A 15,811-nucleotide genomic window follows, 5' to 3' on the forward strand; every position below is an offset into this window, starting at 1 on the left:
AGGGGAAGGAATAAGGATCAGGACATGGCCAAGACCAGCTCCATCGCAAAGAACAACAAGCGCGCCGCCCTTGCCAAGCAATATGCTGGCAAGCGGGCGGCACTCAAAGCCCTCAGCAAGGACGAATCGGCTTCTGCGGAAGTTCGGTTTGGCGCACAGCTCAAACTTGCAGAGTTGCCACGCAACTCCGCACCGGTTCGTGTTCGCAATCGTTGCGAAGTGTCAGGGCGTCCCCGTGGTTACTATCGCAAGCTGAAGCTGAGCCGTATTGCACTGCGCCAGTTGGGCAATCTGGGTCTGATTCCAGGCCTGGTAAAGTCGAGCCTGGTAAGGAGAGAAGAAGATGAGCTTCACCGATCCAATCGGAGATATGCTGACCCGTATCCGCAATGCGCAGATGCGTCGCAAGAATTCCGTTTCGACACCGGCGTCGACCCTTCGTGGTCGTGTGCTGGACGTTCTCCAGTCCGAAGGGTTTATCCGCGGCTACTCCGAGACCAAGTTCGAAAACGGTGCCGCCGAGTACGAGATTGAACTCAAGTACGCGGAAAATGATCCGGTCATCCGCACGATCGAACGCGTCTCGCGTCCCGGTCGCCGCGTTTATGCATCGGTGCGGAATATTCCGCAGGTAGCTAACGGTCTGGGCGTTTCAATTCTGTCGACCCCAAAGGGTGTCATGGCAGATCACGAAGCCAAGGCTGCAAATGTTGGTGGCGAGGTACTCTGCCGCGTATTCTAGGGCTTGGAGCATTGGCTCCATACTTTGGTAAGCGGTAAGACGATTACTCAAAAAGGTAGAATGAAATGTCCCGTACGGGTAAACAACCGGTTGCTCCTGTCAGCGGCGTGAATGTGACCATCAACGGTCGCAACGTCGCAGTTAAGGGCCCAAAAGGCGAGTTGAGCCTTGAGGCTCATGGAAACGGTCAAGGTTGAACAGACGCCTGATGGCGTATTTGTCACGCCCGCCAATGATACCCGTGAGGCCCGTGCTGCTTGGGGCACGACGCGAGCTTTGATCCAGAACATGGTAACCGGCGTGAGTACCGGTTTTGAGCGCAAGCTGCAAATCCAGGGTGTGGGTTATCGCGCGGCGCTTCAGGGCAAGGACGTCAAGCTTTCGCTTGGGTTTAGTCACGAAGTGATTTACACCGCACCAGCGGGAATCACGCTGGCCGTGCCAGCCCCCACAGAAATCGTCGTAACTGGTATCGACAAGCAGGCCGTTGGCCAGGTCGCTGCCAATATTCGCGAATTCCGCAAGCCAGAGCCCTATAAGGGCAAGGGCGTTCGCTATGATGGCGAGTTCGTCTTCCGCAAAGAAGGCAAGAAGAAGTAAGGAGCGCCTGCTATGGCTATCAGCAATAAGGGCGCAGAGCGCCGCAAAGCCCGCGTTCGCAAGGCGCTCAAGGCTCGTGCTTTCGGTCGGCCACGGTTGTCGGTCTACCGTTCGGACAAGAATATTTACGCGCAGATCATTGACGATTCAACGGGCCGGACTTTGGCGGCCGCCTCGACGCTCGACAAGGACGTCAAGGCATCTGTCAAGAACGGCGGAACCGCCGAAGCAGCGTCTGCGATTGGTAAGTTGATTGCCGAGCGCGGCACCAAGGCTGGTGTGGCCGAGGTGGTATTCGATCGCGGTGCCTACATTTATCACGGCCGGGTCAAAGCCCTGGCAGAAGCTGCCCGCGAGGGCGGCCTGCAGTTCTGATCCACGGCGCGAGAAAGAAGAAATTATGAGCAGAGACGTTCAAGAACGCGATAGCGAATTCGTCGATCGCCTGGTGCACATCAATCGTGTTGCCAAGGTTGTTAAGGGTGGCCGTCGTTTCGGCTTCGCCGCTTTGGTAGTCGTTGGTGACCAGAAGGGCCGCGTCGGTTTCGGCCACGGTAAGGCCCGCGAAGTTCCAGAGGCAATTCGCAAGGCCACTGAAGCGGCCAAGCGCACGATGATCCGTGTTCCCTTGCGCGATGCGCGTACGCTGCACCACGATGTGCACGGTCGCCATGGTGCCGGTAAGGTTATCTTGCGCGCAGCGGAGCCCGGCACTGGTATTATTGCAGGCGGTCCAATGCGTGCTGTGTTTGAGACCCTGGGTATCAACGATATCGTTGCCAAGTCGCAGGGTTCCGCGAACCCGTACAACATGGTTCGGGCCACTTTTGATGCGCTCAAGCGCGTCGACAGCCCTCGTTCAGTTGCATCGCGTCGTGGTTTGAAAGTTTCGGAATTGCAGGCTCGCCGCGGCGAAACTGCGGTCGAAGCTTGATCCGGCTGACGGAGAGATAAGATGGCAGTCAAGAAAACCCTCATCGTTGAGCAGATCGGTTCGCCGATCCGTCGCGACAAGGTGCAGCGCGCGACCCTGGTTGGTCTCGGGCTCAATAAGATGAACAAGAAGCGTGAGCTGCTTGATACGCCCGAAGTCCGCGGCATGATCAACAAACTTCCGCACCTCGTCCGCGTTGTCGGCGAGTAAAAGGCAAAGGTGTTCAACATGACCCGTTTGAACGAACTTCGTGACAATCCCGGCTCCTACAAGATCCGTACCCGCGTTGGTCGCGGTATCGGTTCCGGTAAGGGCAAGACCGCCGGTCGCGGCGTCAAGGGCCAGACGTCACGCACTGGTGTTGCGATCAATGGTTTTGAAGGCGGCCAGATGCCCCTTCATATGCGTATGCCAAAACGTGGATTCAATTCGTACAATCCCAAACAGTGGAACCAGGTTCGAATTGATCGCATCCAGGCTTATATTGATGCTGGCAAGTTGGACGCCAAGGGCGTCATTGACGTCGCTGCATTGATTGCAGCTGGTGTTGTCCGCCGGGCCAAGGACGGTGTTCGCCTTATTGGCTCGGAAGGTTTTACCTCCAAAAAGGTGACCTTCAAGGTAAATTACGCCACCAAGGGTGCCTTGGCAGCAATTGAGGCCGCCGGCGGCAAGGTCGACCTGCCCGCAGCAACATCGACAGCAGTAGACGCAAAGGCCGAGTAATTCTCGGTCTGACGCGCCTGGCATTTAAGCCATAGGGAGCGACACATGGCGTCCGCAGCCGAACAGCTGGCTAGAAATCTTAATTTCTCGACGTTTTCAAAGGCGAAAGCACTTCAGCAGCGCATCTGGTTCACACTGGGAGCGCTGCTTATTTATCGTCTGGGAACCTTTATTCCAGTGCCGGGCATCGACCCGGACGCATTCCGCGCAACCTTCGAGCAATCGGAGCAAGGCATCCTTGGCATGTTCAACATGTTCTCGGGCGGTGCCGTTCAGCGCATGGCGATTTTCGCACTTAACCTGATCCCCTACATTACGGCCTCTATTGTCGTGCAGGTCGTTGCGACCGCCTCACCGCGCCTCGAGGAAATGAAAAAAGAGGGCGAAGCGGGTCGTCGCAAGATGAACCAGTATACCCGTTACCTGACTGTGGTGTTTTGTACCATTCAGGCTTATGGCATTTCGGTTGGTCTCGAAGCCAGCCAGGGTGTCGTGCTCAATCCCGGCTGGTTCTTCCGCATTTCGACCGTGATTACACTGGTCGGCGGCACCATGTTCCTGATGTGGCTCGGCGAGCAAATAACGTCGCGCGGCGTCGGTAACGGCATTTCGCTGATCATTTTTGCCGGTATCGTTGCCAACTTGCCTGCAACCGTGGTTCAGACCATGGAATTGAGCCGCACTGGCGCTTTGCCTACGTTGGCGGCCGTAGGAATTCTGCTCTTGTCGGTCGTGGTTGTTGCCGTGATCGTCTTTTTCGAGCGGGCGCAGAGACGGCTTCTGATACAATATCCGAAGCGACAAGTGGGCAATAAGATGTTCCAGGGCGAAAGCTCGCATCTGCCGCTCAAGCTCAATACATCCGGCGTTATACCGGTGATTTTTGGCTCCTCACTGCTGTTGCTGCCGGCCACGATTGCCTCCTTCGCCGCGCAGGGAAATTCACCGCAATGGTTGCAGGTGGTTACGGCCATGCTTGGCCGCGGTCAGCCACTATATCTCACGCTGTTCGCCGTGTTCATCATCTTCTTTGCCTTCTTCTATACGGCAATCGTGTTCAATCCGACCGAAACGGCCGACAATCTCAAGCGCTCGGGCGGTTTCATTCCCGGTATTCGTCCGGGTGAACGAACTGCGCAGCACATCGACTATGTTCTGACCCGTATCACCGTTGTTGGCGCCATCTATCTGACCGTTGTCGCGTTGATCCCTGAGATTGTTCATAACCAGCTCGCCGTCAGCCAGTTTATTGGCGGCACCTCGTTGCTGATCATGGTCACCGTCACGCTCGACACGATATCCCAGGTCCAGAGCCATCTGATTGCCCAGCAGTACGAAGGCATGGTCAAGAAATCACGTCTTGGCGGAGGAAAGCGTCGATGAGGCTTATTCTTCTCGGGCCACCTGGGGCAGGTAAGGGCACTCAGGCCAAAATTCTGGTCGAGGACTATGGCATTCCTCAACTATCTACCGGCGATATTCTGCGTTCGGCCATTGCGGCTCAGACACCCATGGGTCTGGCGGCCAAGGAAGTCATGGACCGCGGCGATCTGGTGTCTGACGCAATCGTCAATGGTATTGTCTCGGAGCGGCTTGACCAACCCGATTGCAAACCTGGCTTTATCCTTGACGGGTTTCCGCGGACCATCGCTCAGGCTGAAGCGCTGACAGCCATGTTGAAGCAGAAATCCATGGATTTGGACGCGGTGATCGAAATCAATGCCGATGTTGATGTGCTGGTTCAACGTGTCGTCAGTCGCGGCAAGGAAGCTGGTGGCCGCGCCGATGACAATGAGGCGGTGCTGCGCAATCGGCTGGAAGTCTACAATCAGCAGACGGCACCATTGGTCAAATACTATGCCGACAAGGGGCAGCTGAAATCTGTTGATGGCATGGCGCCGGTCGAACAGGTCACTGCCTCGATCAAGGCTGTAATCTGCAGCTAACAAATTCGACAAGACATGCCGGTTGACTCCGGTGTGGCTTGTCCTTTATGAACCGCGTCAGTCTCATGGATAATTGGGCTGGATTCGGTTTCTCAAGTAGGTTGGGGTCGAAATCCGGTCCTTGTTGTTTTAGGGCACAGGCCAGCGCGGCCAGTGTGTCGAATGAAGGAGTGCAGACGTGGCTCGTATTGCTGGCGTCAATATCCCGACAAATAAGCGCGTGATCATCGCGTTGCAGTATATCCACGGGATCGGCGACAAGTTCGCCGAGGATATCTGCACCAAGGTAGGAATTCCGGCGGATCGTCGTGTCAATGAGTTGACCGACGCTGAAGTCATCCAGATTCGCGAAACCATCGACCGTGATTATATTGTCGAGGGCGATCTTCGCCGCGGTGTTGCGATGAACATCAAACGCCTGATGGATCTGGGCAACTACCGCGGTCTGCGTCATCGTCGCGGACTTCCAGTTCGCGGTCAGCGCACCCACACCAATGCGCGTACGCGTAAGGGCCCGGCAAAAGCTATTGCTGGCAAAAAGAAGTAAGGACCCCTATCGGGTTCTTCGATGTAGCTGCCGGGGCGTATTGCTAACGGCAGCGCGGATATCGAATTGAGGACGTAAATGGCTAAGACTGAAACAACTCGCGTTCGCCGCAAGGAACGCAAGAATATCACTTCCGGCGTTGCACATGTGAACGCCTCATTTAACAATACCATGATCACCATTGCCGACATGCAGGGAAATACAATTTCTTGGTCATCGTCGGGTGTCATGGGCTTCAAGGGCTCGCGTAAGTCGACGCCCTATGCGGCGCAGGTAGCTGCCGAAGATGCAGCCAAAAAGGCGCAGGAACATGGCATGAAGACCCTGGAGGTCGAAGTTCGTGGCCCCGGTTCTGGTCGTGAGTCGGCTCTTCGTGCCCTGCAGGCTGCGGGCTTTAACGTTACCTCGATCCGTGACGTGACGTCGATCCCGCACAATGGTTGCCGTCCGCGCAAGCGGCGCCGCGTCTAACCAAATTGATCAACTCCCGGCCTGTCGGCCGGGAGTATTATTGTGTTTGCGGCGGAGCGGCCGGGCAAGGGCCGCGATTTTGAAAGGACATTACCTGTGACGATCCAGAGGAACTGGCAAGAACTTATTAAGCCGACCAAGCTGGAGATTGTTTCGGGCAGCGACAACGCGCGCGTGGCCTCGGTTGTAGCCGAACCACTTGAGCGCGGTTATGGGCTTACCCTCGGTAACGCTCTCCGTCGCGTGCTACTGTCGTCGCTTCAGGGCGCGGCTGTGACAGCAATCCAGATCGACGGCATTCTACACGAATTTTCGTCGCTTCCCGGCGTTCGTGAAGACATTACCGACCTTGTGCTCAACGTCAAGGAAATCGCACTGCGCATGGGCTCGGAAGGGCCGAAGCGTCTTGCCTTGTCCAAACAGGGCCCCGGTTCGGTTACCGCTGGCGACATCAAGGTCACCGGCGACATCGAGGTGCTCAATCCCGAACTCGTGATCTGTCATCTTGATGATGGCGCCGAGATCAACATTGAGTTTACCGTCAATACCGGCAAGGGCTATGTTGCAGCGGACAAGAACCGTCCTGAAGACGCGCCGATTGGTTACATTCCCGTCGATGCGCTGTTCTCGCCGGTCCGTCGCGTTTCCTATAAGGTCGACGCAACCCGCGCAGGCGAAAGCCTCGACAAAGACAAGTTGACGCTGCAGGTCGAAACCAACGGCGCCATTTCGCCGGATGACGCAGTCGCTTTTGCGGCGCGCATTCTGCAGGACCAGCTTTCGGTCTTCGTGAACTTTGAAGAGCCCAGCAAGGAAAAGACCCAGGACGCAGTTCCCGAGTTGGCGTTCAATCCTGCATTGCTCAAGAAGGTCGACGAGCTCGAACTTTCTGTCCGTTCGGCCAATTGCCTCAAGAACGACAACATTGTCTATATCGGTGATCTGATCCAGAAAACCGAGGCGGAAATGTTGCGGACCCCCAATTTCGGCCGCAAGTCGCTCAACGAAATCAAGGAAGTGCTCGCGCAAATGGGCCTTCATCTCGGAATGGATGTTGCCAACTGGCCACCCGAGAATATCGATGACCTCGCCAAGCGCTACGAAGATCACTATTGATCTCGCGCCGATAAGATACAGGAGACAACCATGCGCCACGGTAATTCAGGTCGCAAACTCAATCGGACGGCCAGTCATCGCAAGGCGATGTTTGCCAATATGTCCGCAGCGCTCATCAAGCACGAGCAGATCGTAACGACTTTGCCCAAGGCGAAGGAATTGCGCCCGATCGTTGAAAAGCTGGTGACGCTTGCCAAGCGTGGCGATCTGCATGCCCGCCGCCAGGCTATTGCCCAGGTTCGCGACGAAGAGCAGGTCCGCAAGCTGTTTGCGGTCCTCGGTGGTCGCTACAAGGAACGACAGGGCGGCTATATCCGCATTCTGAAGGCTGGTTTCCGTTATGGCGACAATGCGCCGCTGGCGGTCATCGAGTTCGTTGATCGCGATGTCAATGCCAAGGGCCTCGATAGCGGCCCGGTGTTTACGCGGGATGACGAAGACGAGTCCGCCGCAGCGTAAGCTGCTTTGGCTTGATGCTATGAATTTGAGCGGCCACGGATTTTCTGTGGCCGCTTTTTTGTGTTTGTGCCAACTGGATTCAGGCGAACTTCCCTCTGCTGCGGAACGCAACTTTCGCGTTGGTTGGTGTGTGCTGGTTCCCGGGGTTGGCTAGGAATCGACGTGAATTGGCGGCGGTTGCAATCGCTCAGTCAGTGAGGCGCCACGCCTTACGCACCTGCTTCAGTTCCGCCATTGATGTGATCCGTACCACTGGCAGGCCGCTGACGGAAAACAATCGTGCCAATTTCGCGCGGCTGGATGGCTGCACCTGCAGGATGTGCCTTACCATTGGCCAAGTGAAATCGTCCACAGCGCCTTCGAGGCGACCATGCCGATTCTGGTCGAAGAAACTGCGCCTGAAGTAGCGATACAGGCACCCGAAGCGGTTGGGATCAATCCAGATTATGCCGGTGGCGCGGGCAATGCGGCTGTCCATCAGGCGGCTGTAGTTGCCGTCCATTACCCAGCGATCTCCAGCAGTAGCTTGGGCGTGAAGGGCTTCAAACTCGGCAGGTGCACGCGGCTCCCATTGAGTGCCGGGCTGATGATAGAGCGTGTCGAGAAAGACCGGTGTCGCGTTTATGCTGCGGGCTAGTGCTTGCGTAAGCGTCGATTTGCCGGCACCGCTCATGCCGCAGACCATGATGCGCGTTCCGAGTTTTCTCAGCGGCAAAACGGTCGTCATGAGGGCCTCGGTAGCAATAGGGCCGCATCGTCTTTCCGCTGCGGCCCTTGATATCTATAGTCAAAGTGTCCCGGACTATTCCGGCTGCACGTCCTTGCCGGTATAGACTTCGTCGACCCAGAACTGGTCACGGCGGTCGAAGCCGTTGAAGGGGGTAAGCGAGGCCTGGGTATAGGCACCCATCAGGCCGAATTCGATCCAGTCGTCCTCATCGATGTCAGCGGGCAGGGTGAAGGTCTGGGGCAGCACATCGTAGCTGTCGCAGGTCGGTCCCCAAATGGTGAAATTTTCAAACTGCCCTTCATTGTCATGCACCCGTGCGCCGCGCCAAACCCGGACTGGCGGGGTAAAGTGCATGAACTTGACTTCCATCAGCGAACCATAGGCGCCGTCATTGACATAGACCGCCTGCCCACCGCGCTGGTGCTTGACGCGAAGCAGAAGGGAGGTCGATGAGGTTACAAGTGCACGCCCGGGCTCAATTATCAGTTCCGGTATGGTCTTTTCACCAAAGTGCTCATTCACGGCGGCGGCAATGGTCTCAAAGAAATAGTCCATTGGCGGCGCTTCGCTGGTCGGGTAGGGCGCCGGATAGCCACCACCGATATTGAGGCGTTTGAGTTCTATTCCGGACTCGTCAACAATCCTCGCCGCCGCGGCAATGTGACGTTCGTAAGCATACGCGTCTTCACACTGGCTGCCGACATGAAAACACAGGCTCGGCGTGTAGCCCATCTGGTCAACCATAGATACGATCTCGGCCGCACCTTGCTCCATGACGCCAAACTTGATGCCAAAATCATATGATTTAAGGGCCTTGCCCGCCTTGAACCGCGTCGTGACCTCGATGTCTCGCGAGGGCGATACGACCGACGCCAACTGATCCAGCTGCTGGGGGTGGTCAATGGTAAAGGAGCGAATGCCGAATTCGTCATAGGCGCGTGCAATCTCGCGCTTGTTCTTGATCGGATTGTTGTAATGCATGGCCGCTCCTGGCGCATGATCGCGCACGAGTTCCATTTCGGTATTGGAGGCAACATCGAATGCCTTCAAACCTTCGCGATGCAGTTGCGCGATGATGTGCGGCGAGGGATTGCATTTCACTGCATAGGTGAGCAGGCCGCTAAATCCCTTGCGAAAGACATTGGTGGCCTTGTGCAACTCACGTTCAGAAAACAGAAAGCTTGGAAAATCCGGCGCCTCAGCGGCGATTAGCGCTGATGTGTTCGGGAAAACGTGATGGGACTCGTCGGCCATTGGCGTGATGCCTTTCTGTAGCTGAGATTGTTAAACAGAAGCGCTGCATATAGGGTTACTTGCCCATCGCGGCAAATGAAAGTTTTGCTGAAAACTTTCCCTTGCACAGAGCACCTTATTGGCGCCCGATTTTGCGCGTTTGCCTCTAGTGTTCCAGCGGAAATATATTGAATCCGCCAGCCTGAAACTGTCTTTGGTGTTTATTATGTCTATTCGTCGATTTTCTCTCGCCGCCATTGCCCTTCTGGCCTTGGCCGGACTGAGTTATTTTGCCGTCACCTTTACTGAACGCGACCGGGCAACTGCGCAAACAGCAGCGGTCGCACCGACTGCAATCGAGCCTTCCCGCACCCGCCAAGCGAACTGTTCCTGTCTCCACAACCCAGGTCAAACTGAGCTTTGCCCCGGTTGTTAAGCAGGTGGCTCCATCCGTAGTTAACGTCTATTCAACACGCATCGAGCAGCAAAATGTATCGCCTTTTGCCAACGATCCGTTTTTCCAGCGTTTCTTCGGCCAGCAGGGCCAATTCCAATCGCGACCACGAGAATCCCAGTCACTTGGTTCCGGTGTCATAGTTGATGGCAGCGGCGTCATACTGACCAATTCTCACGTGGTCGATGGCGGCACCGAAGTGCATATATCGCTCTCAGATGGGCGCGAATATGCGGTCGATGTCGTCCTTGACGACAAAAAAACCGATCTGGCGGTCCTGAAAATTCGCGATCCGAAGGGACAGACTTTTCCGGCGCTCCAGTTTGCCAATTCAGACGCGTTGCAGGTAGGCGATCTCGTGCTGGCGATAGGCAATCCGTTTGGCGTCGGGCAAACAGTCACTAGCGGCATCGTATCGGCACTGGCGCGTACCGGCGTGGAAAGCAGCGATTACGAGTTTTTCATACAAACCGACGCTGCCATCAACCCGGGCAACTCCGGGGGTGCGCTTGTTGATTTGGACGGTAATCTTGTTGGTATCAATACAGCGATATTTTCAAAAAGTGGTGGCTCTGTCGGCATCGGCTTCGCTATTCCTGCGAACATGGTGCGCGTCGTCGCCAATGCCGGTATTGCCGGTGGCAAGATCGTGCGTCCGTGGTTTGGCGCAAAACTTCAGGCGGTGACGGCCGATATTGCCGCCAGCATGGGCATGACTGCGCCCCATGGGGCAATGATCACGGACCTTGCGCCCAACGGCCCGGCCGAGCGCGACGGCTTTGCCGTCGGTGATGCAATCCTGTCGATAGACGGCATCGCAGTTGACGATCCGAGCGGCTTTAACTTCCGTCTTGCCACGCGGCAGGTCGGCAAGACCACCACATTGTCACGGCTGCGCAACGGCAAAACCGAAGATGTAACCATAACCGTTGAACCGGCACCTTCGGACAGCGCATCGGTGGCGTCAGTATCGGGTGACTCACGTTTTGCCGGTGCCAGCGTAGCCGCGATCACGCCAGCCCTTGCAGAAGAAAAGGGTCTATCCTACGACGCGTCAGGCGTTATCGTGACCGCCATTAAGTCCGGATCGCCGGCACAACAAATGGGATTGGCTGTGGACGACTTGATCATATCGTTGAATGACCAGAAGTTTTCGGACGCGAACGCGTTTGCCAAAATTGCATCGCAGCGCACTCGAACCTGGCAGATAGTACTCCAGCGCGGCGGACGCACCATTCGCACCATCGTAGCGGGCTGATGAGTGATCTGTTTACGCCAGATCCGATAGACCCAGCGGACGAGCCCCCAGGCGCCCGTCCGCTCGCCGATCAATTGCGGCCGAAATCCTTAGGGGCCGTGATCGGTCAGACCCATCTGCTTGGGTCACAAGGAACGTTGCGCCGAATGATTGGGTCCAAGCGCTTGGGCTCCCTCATACTTTGGGGGCCGCCAGGGACTGGTAAAACCACGGTTGCGCGGCTTCTGGCCGATGAGATCGGCTATCGCTTCGAGCAGATTTCCGCGGTGTTCTCAGGGGTCGCCGATCTCAAAAAGGTATTTGAACGGGCCCGTTTCGAAAGTCTGTCCGGCAAAAAGACATTGCTCTTTGTTGATGAGATTCATCGTTTCAACCGTAGCCAGCAAGATGGGTTCCTGCCGGTGATGGAGGACGGCACAGTCGTGCTGGTAGGCGCTACCACCGAAAACCCATCCTTTGAGTTGAATGCCGCCTTGCTATCGAGAAGCCAAGTGCTTCGGTTCGAATCCTTGTCATCTGCTGACCTTGAAAAACTGGCGCAACGGGCTGAAGAACTGACCGATGCCGCACTGCCATTGACGCCCGGCGCCCGTAGCACCTTGTTAAGCCTTGCGGACGGTGATGGGCGGGCCTTGTTGGGCCTCGTTGAGGAAATCCTCGCCTCCGCAGAAGATGGCGAGATGCTTGATGAAGCGGGATTGTTGACCGTCGTGCAGCGGCGCGCACCGATCTACGACAAGGCCCAGGACGGCCACTACAATCTGATTTCTGCCCTTCACAAGACCATTCGCGGCTCCGATCCTGATGCCGCGCTCTACTATTTTGCCCGCATGCTCGACGCTGGCGAGGATCCCTTGTTTTTGGCGCGACGCCTGATCCGGATGGCGGTGGAGGATATTGGCCTGGCTGACCCGCAGGCGCTGCCGCAGGCCGTCGCGGGTCGGGATGCATACCAGATGCTTGGCTCGCCGGAGGGTGAGCTTGCCTTGGCGCAAGTCGTCGTCTACTTGGCGCTAGCACCGAAATCCAATGCAGTTTATACCGGCTTCAAAGCGGCAACCAGCGTTGCCAAGGCGACCGGGTCACCGATGCCGCCAATGGTGATCCTCAATGCCCCGACAAAGATGATGAAGGGCGCCGGATATGGCGAGGGATATGTTTACGACCACGACACGCCCGAAGGTTTCTCTGGCCAGCAATATTTCCCCGAAAAGATTGGCCGTCAGGACTTTTATCAGCCGGTCGAGCGTGGCTTCGAGCGCGAACTGAGCAAACGCATGGACTATTTTGGGCGGTTGCGCGCCGCGAAAATCGACCGCGACGACGACTGAAAGGACGTATTTTGCACGCATTTATGTTGGTCGGCGCCGGCGGCGCCATAGGCGCAATGGGGCGATTTGGCGTCTCGAGCGCCATCGGCAAGCTCTGGCCCAGCCAGTTTCCGCTGGCAACGCTGTTCGTCAATGTCGTCGGATCACTGGCTATGGGGCTCTTTATCGGTTGGTTGGTCAAGGCCATGCCAACCTGGGCGCCTGAGGCAAGACTGTTTGTGGCCATCGGCGTCTTTGGCGGCTTTACGACATTTTCCTCTTTTTCGCTCGATACCATGGCCTTGATCGAGCGTGGCCAAATCGCCTCGGCAGCACTCTATATTGCCCTGTCGGTTGCCGTTTCGATTGCGGGCCTATATCTGGGTCTTTTGATAACCCGAGGAATGCCCGCATGAGTGCGGTTCAACAACGCGAAGTGCATAGCGACGAAGACGGTATGCGGCTTGACCGCTGGTTTTCGCTGCATTTTCCTCAACTCGGGTTTGGGCGCCTGCAAAAGCTCATTCGCAATGGTGAGGTCAAGGTCGATCGGTCCAAGGTTGCAACAAATACCCGTCTGTCGCCCGGCCAGATTGTGCGCATTCCCCCCATTGACGACCCCGGCGTTGTCAAACCTGCAAAGGTAAGCAGCGAGGACGCCGCGTTCATCAGGTCGCTGATCCTTTATGAGGATGATGACATTTACGTCCTCAACAAGCCGTTCGGTCTAGCGGTGCAGGGCGGCAGCGGCACGTTTCGCCACATCGACGGCATGCTCAAGAGCCTACCCAACAAAAAGGGCGAAGCGCCAAGGCTGGTGCATCGGTTGGACCGAGACACCTCCGGGTGCCTTGTGGTGGCGAAATCCCACGCCGCCGCCAGTCATTTTGGCACTGTATTTCGTTCACGCTCGGCCCGAAAGATCTACTGGGCGGTAGTTGCTGGTAATCCTACGCCACGGCAGGGCGAGATTTCCTGTTTTCTGGGCAAGCGAAAAACCCTGGACGGTGAGCAGGTCGTCGTGGTCAAGAACGGCACACCGAGCGCACAGCACTCGATGAGTTACTACTCGACCACCGACACTGCCAGTCGGCGGTTTGCGTGGGTTACCCTAAAACCAGTCACCGGTCGCACGCATCAGTTGCGCGTACATATGGCGCAGTTGGGTACCCCGATCATCAATGACCCGAGATACTTCAATATTGAAAACTGGCAGGGTGCCGCCGGGTTAGGTGATGGGTTGCACCTGCATGCCCGACGCATAGCCTTGCCGCTGCGCTCGGGCGATCGGCTTGATGTATCTGCGCCGTTGCCACCCCATATGCAGCAGACGTTCGACGCACTTGGTTTTGATGCGGCGCGATATGACGCACAATCAGGAGATCCGGAGGCTGGCGCGTGACCCTGATAGTTTTTGATATGGACGGCACGCTGATCGACTCTCAGGGACTGATCAGCGAGCATATGGCCGCGACCTTTACCGCCATCGGGCTTGCCCGCCAACTGCGGCGGAGTCTCGCCGCGTTATAGGTCTTTCCCTGCCCCAGGCGTTGGGCAGGTTGGCCAAATCCGATGACCCAGCATTGGTGACACGATTGGTCGATACCTACAGGAGCCATTATAGGGGGTCGCTGGTAACCGATGCAAGCCGTGAAGCGCTGTTTCCCCGTGCGTTTGAGGCGTTGGGTCGACTGCGCCAGGATTCTTCAAAACAACTCGGAATTGCCACGGGCAAGGGATTGACGGGTGTAAGGCGCATCCTGCAACTTCACGGATTGACCGATTATTTCGTGACCCTGCAAACGCCCGATCATAACCCGTCCAAGCCCGACCCCGGTATGTTGCTGACAGCAATGGCCGAAACCTCGTCCTCGCCAAAGGAAACTATCATGGTGGGCGACACAACATTTGACCTGGAAATGGGGCGTGCTGCTGGTGTTCGAACCATTGGGGTCACCTGGGGTTATCACGATCCGGCTGAACTTATTCCTTTCGCGGACGCAATGATCGACTCCTACGACGATCTCGACGGTGCCATTCAGCGGGTATTGGAGTAGACCATGCGCGATCAGTTAGAAGAAGCGGGCAAACACCGTGATGACGGTTATGGCCGCGCTCAGCATCATGTCAAAAATCAATTGCCCAAGCGATTTTATCATCAAACCGGTGTTTCGCCCGTTGATGGCGGTTTTTCCGTGACCTTGGACGGTCGCTCCACCAGAACGCCAGACAAAAAGATTCCAGTTGTTGTGCCATACGCCGACATCGCCACGCACATGGCGGATGAGTGGGCGGCGCAACACGAATTCATTGATCCAGCAACCATGCCAATGGTGCGGCTTATCAATTCGGCCCTGGAAAGCGGCGAAGACCTGGTGCCGGCGTTTCGGGACGAGGTCATAAAATTTGCAGGCAATGACCTGTTGCTTTACCGCGCCGACTACCCTAGCGAACTGGTCGCGGAGCAGGAGACGCATTGGGACACAGCGCTCGTGCGAGTGGCCCGGCACTTTGGTGTTTCGTTCCAGCCCACCGTTGGTGTGATGCATCAGGAGCAACCGGCCACCACCCTCGCGCGGTTGACTGACGTGCTATCGCACGAAAGTTTGCTGGTGATGACGGCGCTTGTATCCATTACCGGACTCTCCGGATCAGGTATTCTGGCTATCGGTTTATGGCACAAGCTATTTACGCCGGACGAAGTGTGGACGGCAGCCCATGTTGATGAGGATTTTCAAAACCGTCAGTGGGGTGTCGACGAAGAGGCCGCCGAACGACGTAGGTTGCGCCGGGTTGAATTCGATACCGCAGTCAAAGTGTTGGATACGCTGCGGAATTAGCGGGTGTCATTGGCAGTTTCGATAAGCCAGTCCGCGACCGTCGGGGCGATTTCGCGCAGGGGATCGAGGACGAAATCGCGACTGTGTGCATGAGGATGGGGCAGGGTCAGCTTGGGTGACTTTAACACCAGACGGTCATAGGCGATGATGTCGATATCAATAAGTCGCGGCCCCCAGACCACCTCGCGAACACGACCCATCATCAACTCTATTCCAAGACAAATCGACAGCAAGTCCAACGGCTTGAGGTCGGTGTCGACTGCGATCGCCATATTGGCGAAGTCTGGTTGATCGGTGTTTCCCCACGCCTTGGTGGCAATGATCGCGGAGCGGGCAGTAACAGAGACCCCAGCGTTGGCATCCAAGCGCTCGACGGCTTCTGTCAATTGTGCGGCCGGGTCGCCAATATTGGCGCCCAGACTGAGCCAAGCCTTTGATTTCAATT

22 protein-coding genes and 2 pseudogenes are annotated in these 15,811 nt (G+C 56.6%); 21 read left to right on the plus strand and 3 right to left on the minus strand.

Features of this window, described 5'->3' with window-relative positions; all coding sequences use genetic code 11:
- Positions 1-24: 24 nt before the first annotated feature.
- From rpsN to rplQ, 13 genes and pseudogenes are all read left to right on the plus strand, one after another.
- Positions 25-324: pseudogene (gene rpsN, locus PSQ19_RS02975) on the plus strand (30S ribosomal protein S14); the annotation flags it as partial.
- A gap of 19 nt (positions 325-343) precedes the next feature.
- Positions 344-742, plus strand: a complete 399-nt coding sequence (rpsH, locus tag PSQ19_RS02980) for a 30S ribosomal protein S8 (protein WP_282219565.1) — start codon at positions 344-346, stop codon at positions 740-742.
- A gap of 65 nt (positions 743-807) precedes the next feature.
- Positions 808-1,342, plus strand: a pseudogene (rplF, locus tag PSQ19_RS02985) (50S ribosomal protein L6).
- Positions 1,343-1,354: 12 nt separating this feature from the next.
- Positions 1,355-1,717 (plus strand): 50S ribosomal protein L18, encoded by a 363-nt coding sequence (gene rplR / locus PSQ19_RS02990; protein ID WP_282219566.1) that lies wholly within the window; start codon positions 1,355-1,357, stop codon positions 1,715-1,717.
- A gap of 25 nt (positions 1,718-1,742) precedes the next feature.
- Positions 1,743-2,276 (plus strand): 30S ribosomal protein S5, encoded by a 534-nt coding sequence (gene rpsE / locus PSQ19_RS02995; protein ID WP_282219567.1) that lies wholly within the window; start codon positions 1,743-1,745, stop codon positions 2,274-2,276.
- A 21-nt stretch (positions 2,277-2,297) separates the two neighbouring features.
- A complete protein-coding gene (gene rpmD, locus PSQ19_RS03000; protein WP_282211471.1) occupies positions 2,298-2,486 on the plus strand; it encodes a 50S ribosomal protein L30 in 189 nt (62 codons plus the stop codon).
- Positions 2,487-2,504: 18 nt separating this feature from the next.
- Positions 2,505-3,002, plus strand: coding sequence for a 50S ribosomal protein L15 (gene rplO, locus PSQ19_RS03005; RefSeq protein WP_282219568.1), 498 nt, complete (start codon positions 2,505-2,507; stop codon positions 3,000-3,002).
- Between the two features lie 45 nt (positions 3,003-3,047).
- Complete coding sequence (gene secY, locus PSQ19_RS03010) at positions 3,048-4,385, plus strand: preprotein translocase subunit SecY (RefSeq protein WP_282219569.1); 1,338 nt, start codon at positions 3,048-3,050, stop codon at positions 4,383-4,385.
- Positions 4,382-4,948, plus strand: coding sequence for an adenylate kinase (locus PSQ19_RS03015; RefSeq protein ID WP_282219570.1), 567 nt, complete (start codon positions 4,382-4,384; stop codon positions 4,946-4,948). Before secY ends, PSQ19_RS03015 begins: the two co-directional genes overlap by 4 nt.
- 178 nt (positions 4,949-5,126) lie before the next feature.
- The gene (rpsM, locus tag PSQ19_RS03020; protein ID WP_282219571.1) at positions 5,127-5,495 is read left to right on the plus strand and encodes a 30S ribosomal protein S13; all 369 of its coding nucleotides are present in this window, start codon (positions 5,127-5,129) and stop codon (positions 5,493-5,495) included.
- 78 nt (positions 5,496-5,573) lie between these two features.
- A complete protein-coding gene (gene rpsK, locus PSQ19_RS03025) occupies positions 5,574-5,966 on the plus strand; it encodes a 30S ribosomal protein S11 (RefSeq protein WP_046136760.1) in 393 nt (130 codons plus the stop codon).
- Between the two features lie 96 nt (positions 5,967-6,062).
- Positions 6,063-7,082, plus strand: a complete 1,020-nt coding sequence (locus PSQ19_RS03030; protein ID WP_282211466.1) for a DNA-directed RNA polymerase subunit alpha — start codon at positions 6,063-6,065, stop codon at positions 7,080-7,082.
- A 30-nt stretch (positions 7,083-7,112) separates the two neighbouring features.
- Positions 7,113-7,541: a 50S ribosomal protein L17 gene (gene rplQ, locus PSQ19_RS03035; RefSeq protein WP_282219572.1), complete on the plus strand. Its 429-nt coding sequence runs from the start codon at positions 7,113-7,115 to the stop codon at positions 7,539-7,541.
- Between the two features lie 187 nt (positions 7,542-7,728).
- Here the strand turns inward: rplQ and PSQ19_RS03040 are convergent, their stop codons facing one another.
- Both PSQ19_RS03040 and PSQ19_RS03045 read right to left on the minus strand, forming a co-directional pair.
- Positions 7,729-8,268 carry a P-loop NTPase family protein gene (locus PSQ19_RS03040; protein WP_282219573.1) on the minus strand — a complete coding sequence of 180 codons (540 nt, stop codon included), beginning with the start codon at positions 8,266-8,268 and terminating at the stop codon, positions 7,729-7,731.
- Between the two features lie 75 nt (positions 8,269-8,343).
- On the minus strand, positions 8,344-9,525 hold the full coding sequence (locus PSQ19_RS03045) for a type III PLP-dependent enzyme domain-containing protein (RefSeq protein WP_282219574.1): 1,182 nt from the start codon (positions 9,523-9,525) through the stop codon (positions 8,344-8,346).
- Between the two features lie 118 nt (positions 9,526-9,643).
- Here PSQ19_RS03045 and PSQ19_RS03050 point away from each other — a divergent pair, with 118 nt between their 5' ends.
- From PSQ19_RS03050 to PSQ19_RS03085, 8 genes are read left to right on the plus strand one after another with little or no spacing between them, the layout of a single operon-like run.
- Entirely contained in the window at positions 9,644-9,940 is a 297-nt protein-coding gene (locus PSQ19_RS03050) for a hypothetical protein (RefSeq protein WP_282219575.1), read from the plus strand.
- Between the two features lie 4 nt (positions 9,941-9,944).
- The gene (locus PSQ19_RS03055; RefSeq protein WP_282219576.1) at positions 9,945-11,216 is read left to right on the plus strand and encodes a Do family serine endopeptidase; all 1,272 of its coding nucleotides are present in this window, start codon (positions 9,945-9,947) and stop codon (positions 11,214-11,216) included.
- Complete coding sequence (locus PSQ19_RS03060; protein ID WP_407649134.1) at positions 11,213-12,547, plus strand: replication-associated recombination protein A; 1,335 nt, start codon at positions 11,213-11,215, stop codon at positions 12,545-12,547. The genes PSQ19_RS03055 and PSQ19_RS03060 overlap by 4 nt, the downstream gene beginning before the upstream one ends.
- Before the next feature lie 11 nt (positions 12,548-12,558).
- Entirely contained in the window at positions 12,559-12,942 is a 384-nt protein-coding gene (gene crcB / locus PSQ19_RS03065) for a fluoride efflux transporter CrcB (RefSeq protein WP_282219578.1), read from the plus strand.
- Positions 12,939-13,928 (plus strand): RluA family pseudouridine synthase, encoded by a 990-nt coding sequence (locus PSQ19_RS03070; RefSeq protein ID WP_282219579.1) that lies wholly within the window; start codon positions 12,939-12,941, stop codon positions 13,926-13,928. The genes crcB and PSQ19_RS03070 overlap by 4 nt, the downstream gene beginning before the upstream one ends.
- Positions 13,925-14,056 carry a hypothetical protein gene (locus tag PSQ19_RS03075; protein ID WP_282219580.1) on the plus strand — a complete coding sequence of 44 codons (132 nt, stop codon included), beginning with the start codon at positions 13,925-13,927 and terminating at the stop codon, positions 14,054-14,056. Before PSQ19_RS03070 ends, PSQ19_RS03075 begins: the two co-directional genes overlap by 4 nt.
- 20 nt (positions 14,057-14,076) lie before the next feature.
- On the plus strand, positions 14,077-14,583 hold the full coding sequence (locus PSQ19_RS03080) for an HAD family hydrolase (RefSeq protein WP_282219581.1): 507 nt from the start codon (positions 14,077-14,079) through the stop codon (positions 14,581-14,583).
- A gap of 3 nt (positions 14,584-14,586) precedes the next feature.
- Positions 14,587-15,366, plus strand: a complete 780-nt coding sequence (locus PSQ19_RS03085) for an ATP12 family chaperone protein (protein WP_282219582.1) — start codon at positions 14,587-14,589, stop codon at positions 15,364-15,366.
- Here PSQ19_RS03085 and folK read toward each other — a convergent pair.
- Complete coding sequence (gene folK, locus PSQ19_RS03090; protein WP_282219583.1) at positions 15,363-15,809, minus strand: 2-amino-4-hydroxy-6-hydroxymethyldihydropteridine diphosphokinase; 447 nt, start codon at positions 15,807-15,809, stop codon at positions 15,363-15,365. The two genes, PSQ19_RS03085 and folK, sit on opposite strands and share 4 nt — an antisense overlap.
- Between the last annotated feature and the right edge of the window lie 2 nt (positions 15,810-15,811).

The sequence above is a fragment of the Devosia algicola genome (assembly GCF_028816455.1).
In the GTDB taxonomy this organism is placed as follows: Bacteria; Pseudomonadota; Alphaproteobacteria; order Rhizobiales; family Devosiaceae; genus Devosia; species Devosia algicola.

What these genes read in the sequence shown, in the direction of transcription:
- rpsK (WP_046136760.1), top strand. Translation starts at nt 5,574, where the DNA reads ATGGCTAAGACTGAAACAACTCGCGTTCGCCGCAAGGAACGCAAGAAT.
- rpmD (WP_282211471.1), top strand. Translation starts at nt 2,298, where the DNA reads ATGGCAGTCAAGAAAACCCTCATCGTTGAGCAGATCGGTTCGCCGATC.
- PSQ19_RS03070 (WP_282219579.1), top strand. Translation starts at nt 12,939, where the DNA reads ATGAGTGCGGTTCAACAACGCGAAGTGCATAGCGACGAAGACGGTATG.
- rpsE (WP_282219567.1), top strand. Translation starts at nt 1,743, where the DNA reads ATGAGCAGAGACGTTCAAGAACGCGATAGCGAATTCGTCGATCGCCTG.
- PSQ19_RS03040 (WP_282219573.1), bottom strand. Translation starts at nt 8,268, where the DNA reads ATGACGACCGTTTTGCCGCTGAGAAAACTCGGAACGCGCATCATGGTC.
- rpsH (WP_282219565.1), top strand. Translation starts at nt 344, where the DNA reads ATGAGCTTCACCGATCCAATCGGAGATATGCTGACCCGTATCCGCAAT.
- rplQ (WP_282219572.1), top strand. Translation starts at nt 7,113, where the DNA reads ATGCGCCACGGTAATTCAGGTCGCAAACTCAATCGGACGGCCAGTCAT.
- PSQ19_RS03045 (WP_282219574.1), bottom strand. Translation starts at nt 9,525, where the DNA reads ATGGCCGACGAGTCCCATCACGTTTTCCCGAACACATCAGCGCTAATC.
- rplO (WP_282219568.1), top strand. Translation starts at nt 2,505, where the DNA reads ATGACCCGTTTGAACGAACTTCGTGACAATCCCGGCTCCTACAAGATC.
- PSQ19_RS03015 (WP_282219570.1), top strand. Translation starts at nt 4,382, where the DNA reads ATGAGGCTTATTCTTCTCGGGCCACCTGGGGCAGGTAAGGGCACTCAG.
- secY (WP_282219569.1), top strand. Translation starts at nt 3,048, where the DNA reads ATGGCGTCCGCAGCCGAACAGCTGGCTAGAAATCTTAATTTCTCGACG.
- PSQ19_RS03085 (WP_282219582.1), top strand. Translation starts at nt 14,587, where the DNA reads ATGCGCGATCAGTTAGAAGAAGCGGGCAAACACCGTGATGACGGTTAT.
- rplR (WP_282219566.1), top strand. Translation starts at nt 1,355, where the DNA reads ATGGCTATCAGCAATAAGGGCGCAGAGCGCCGCAAAGCCCGCGTTCGC.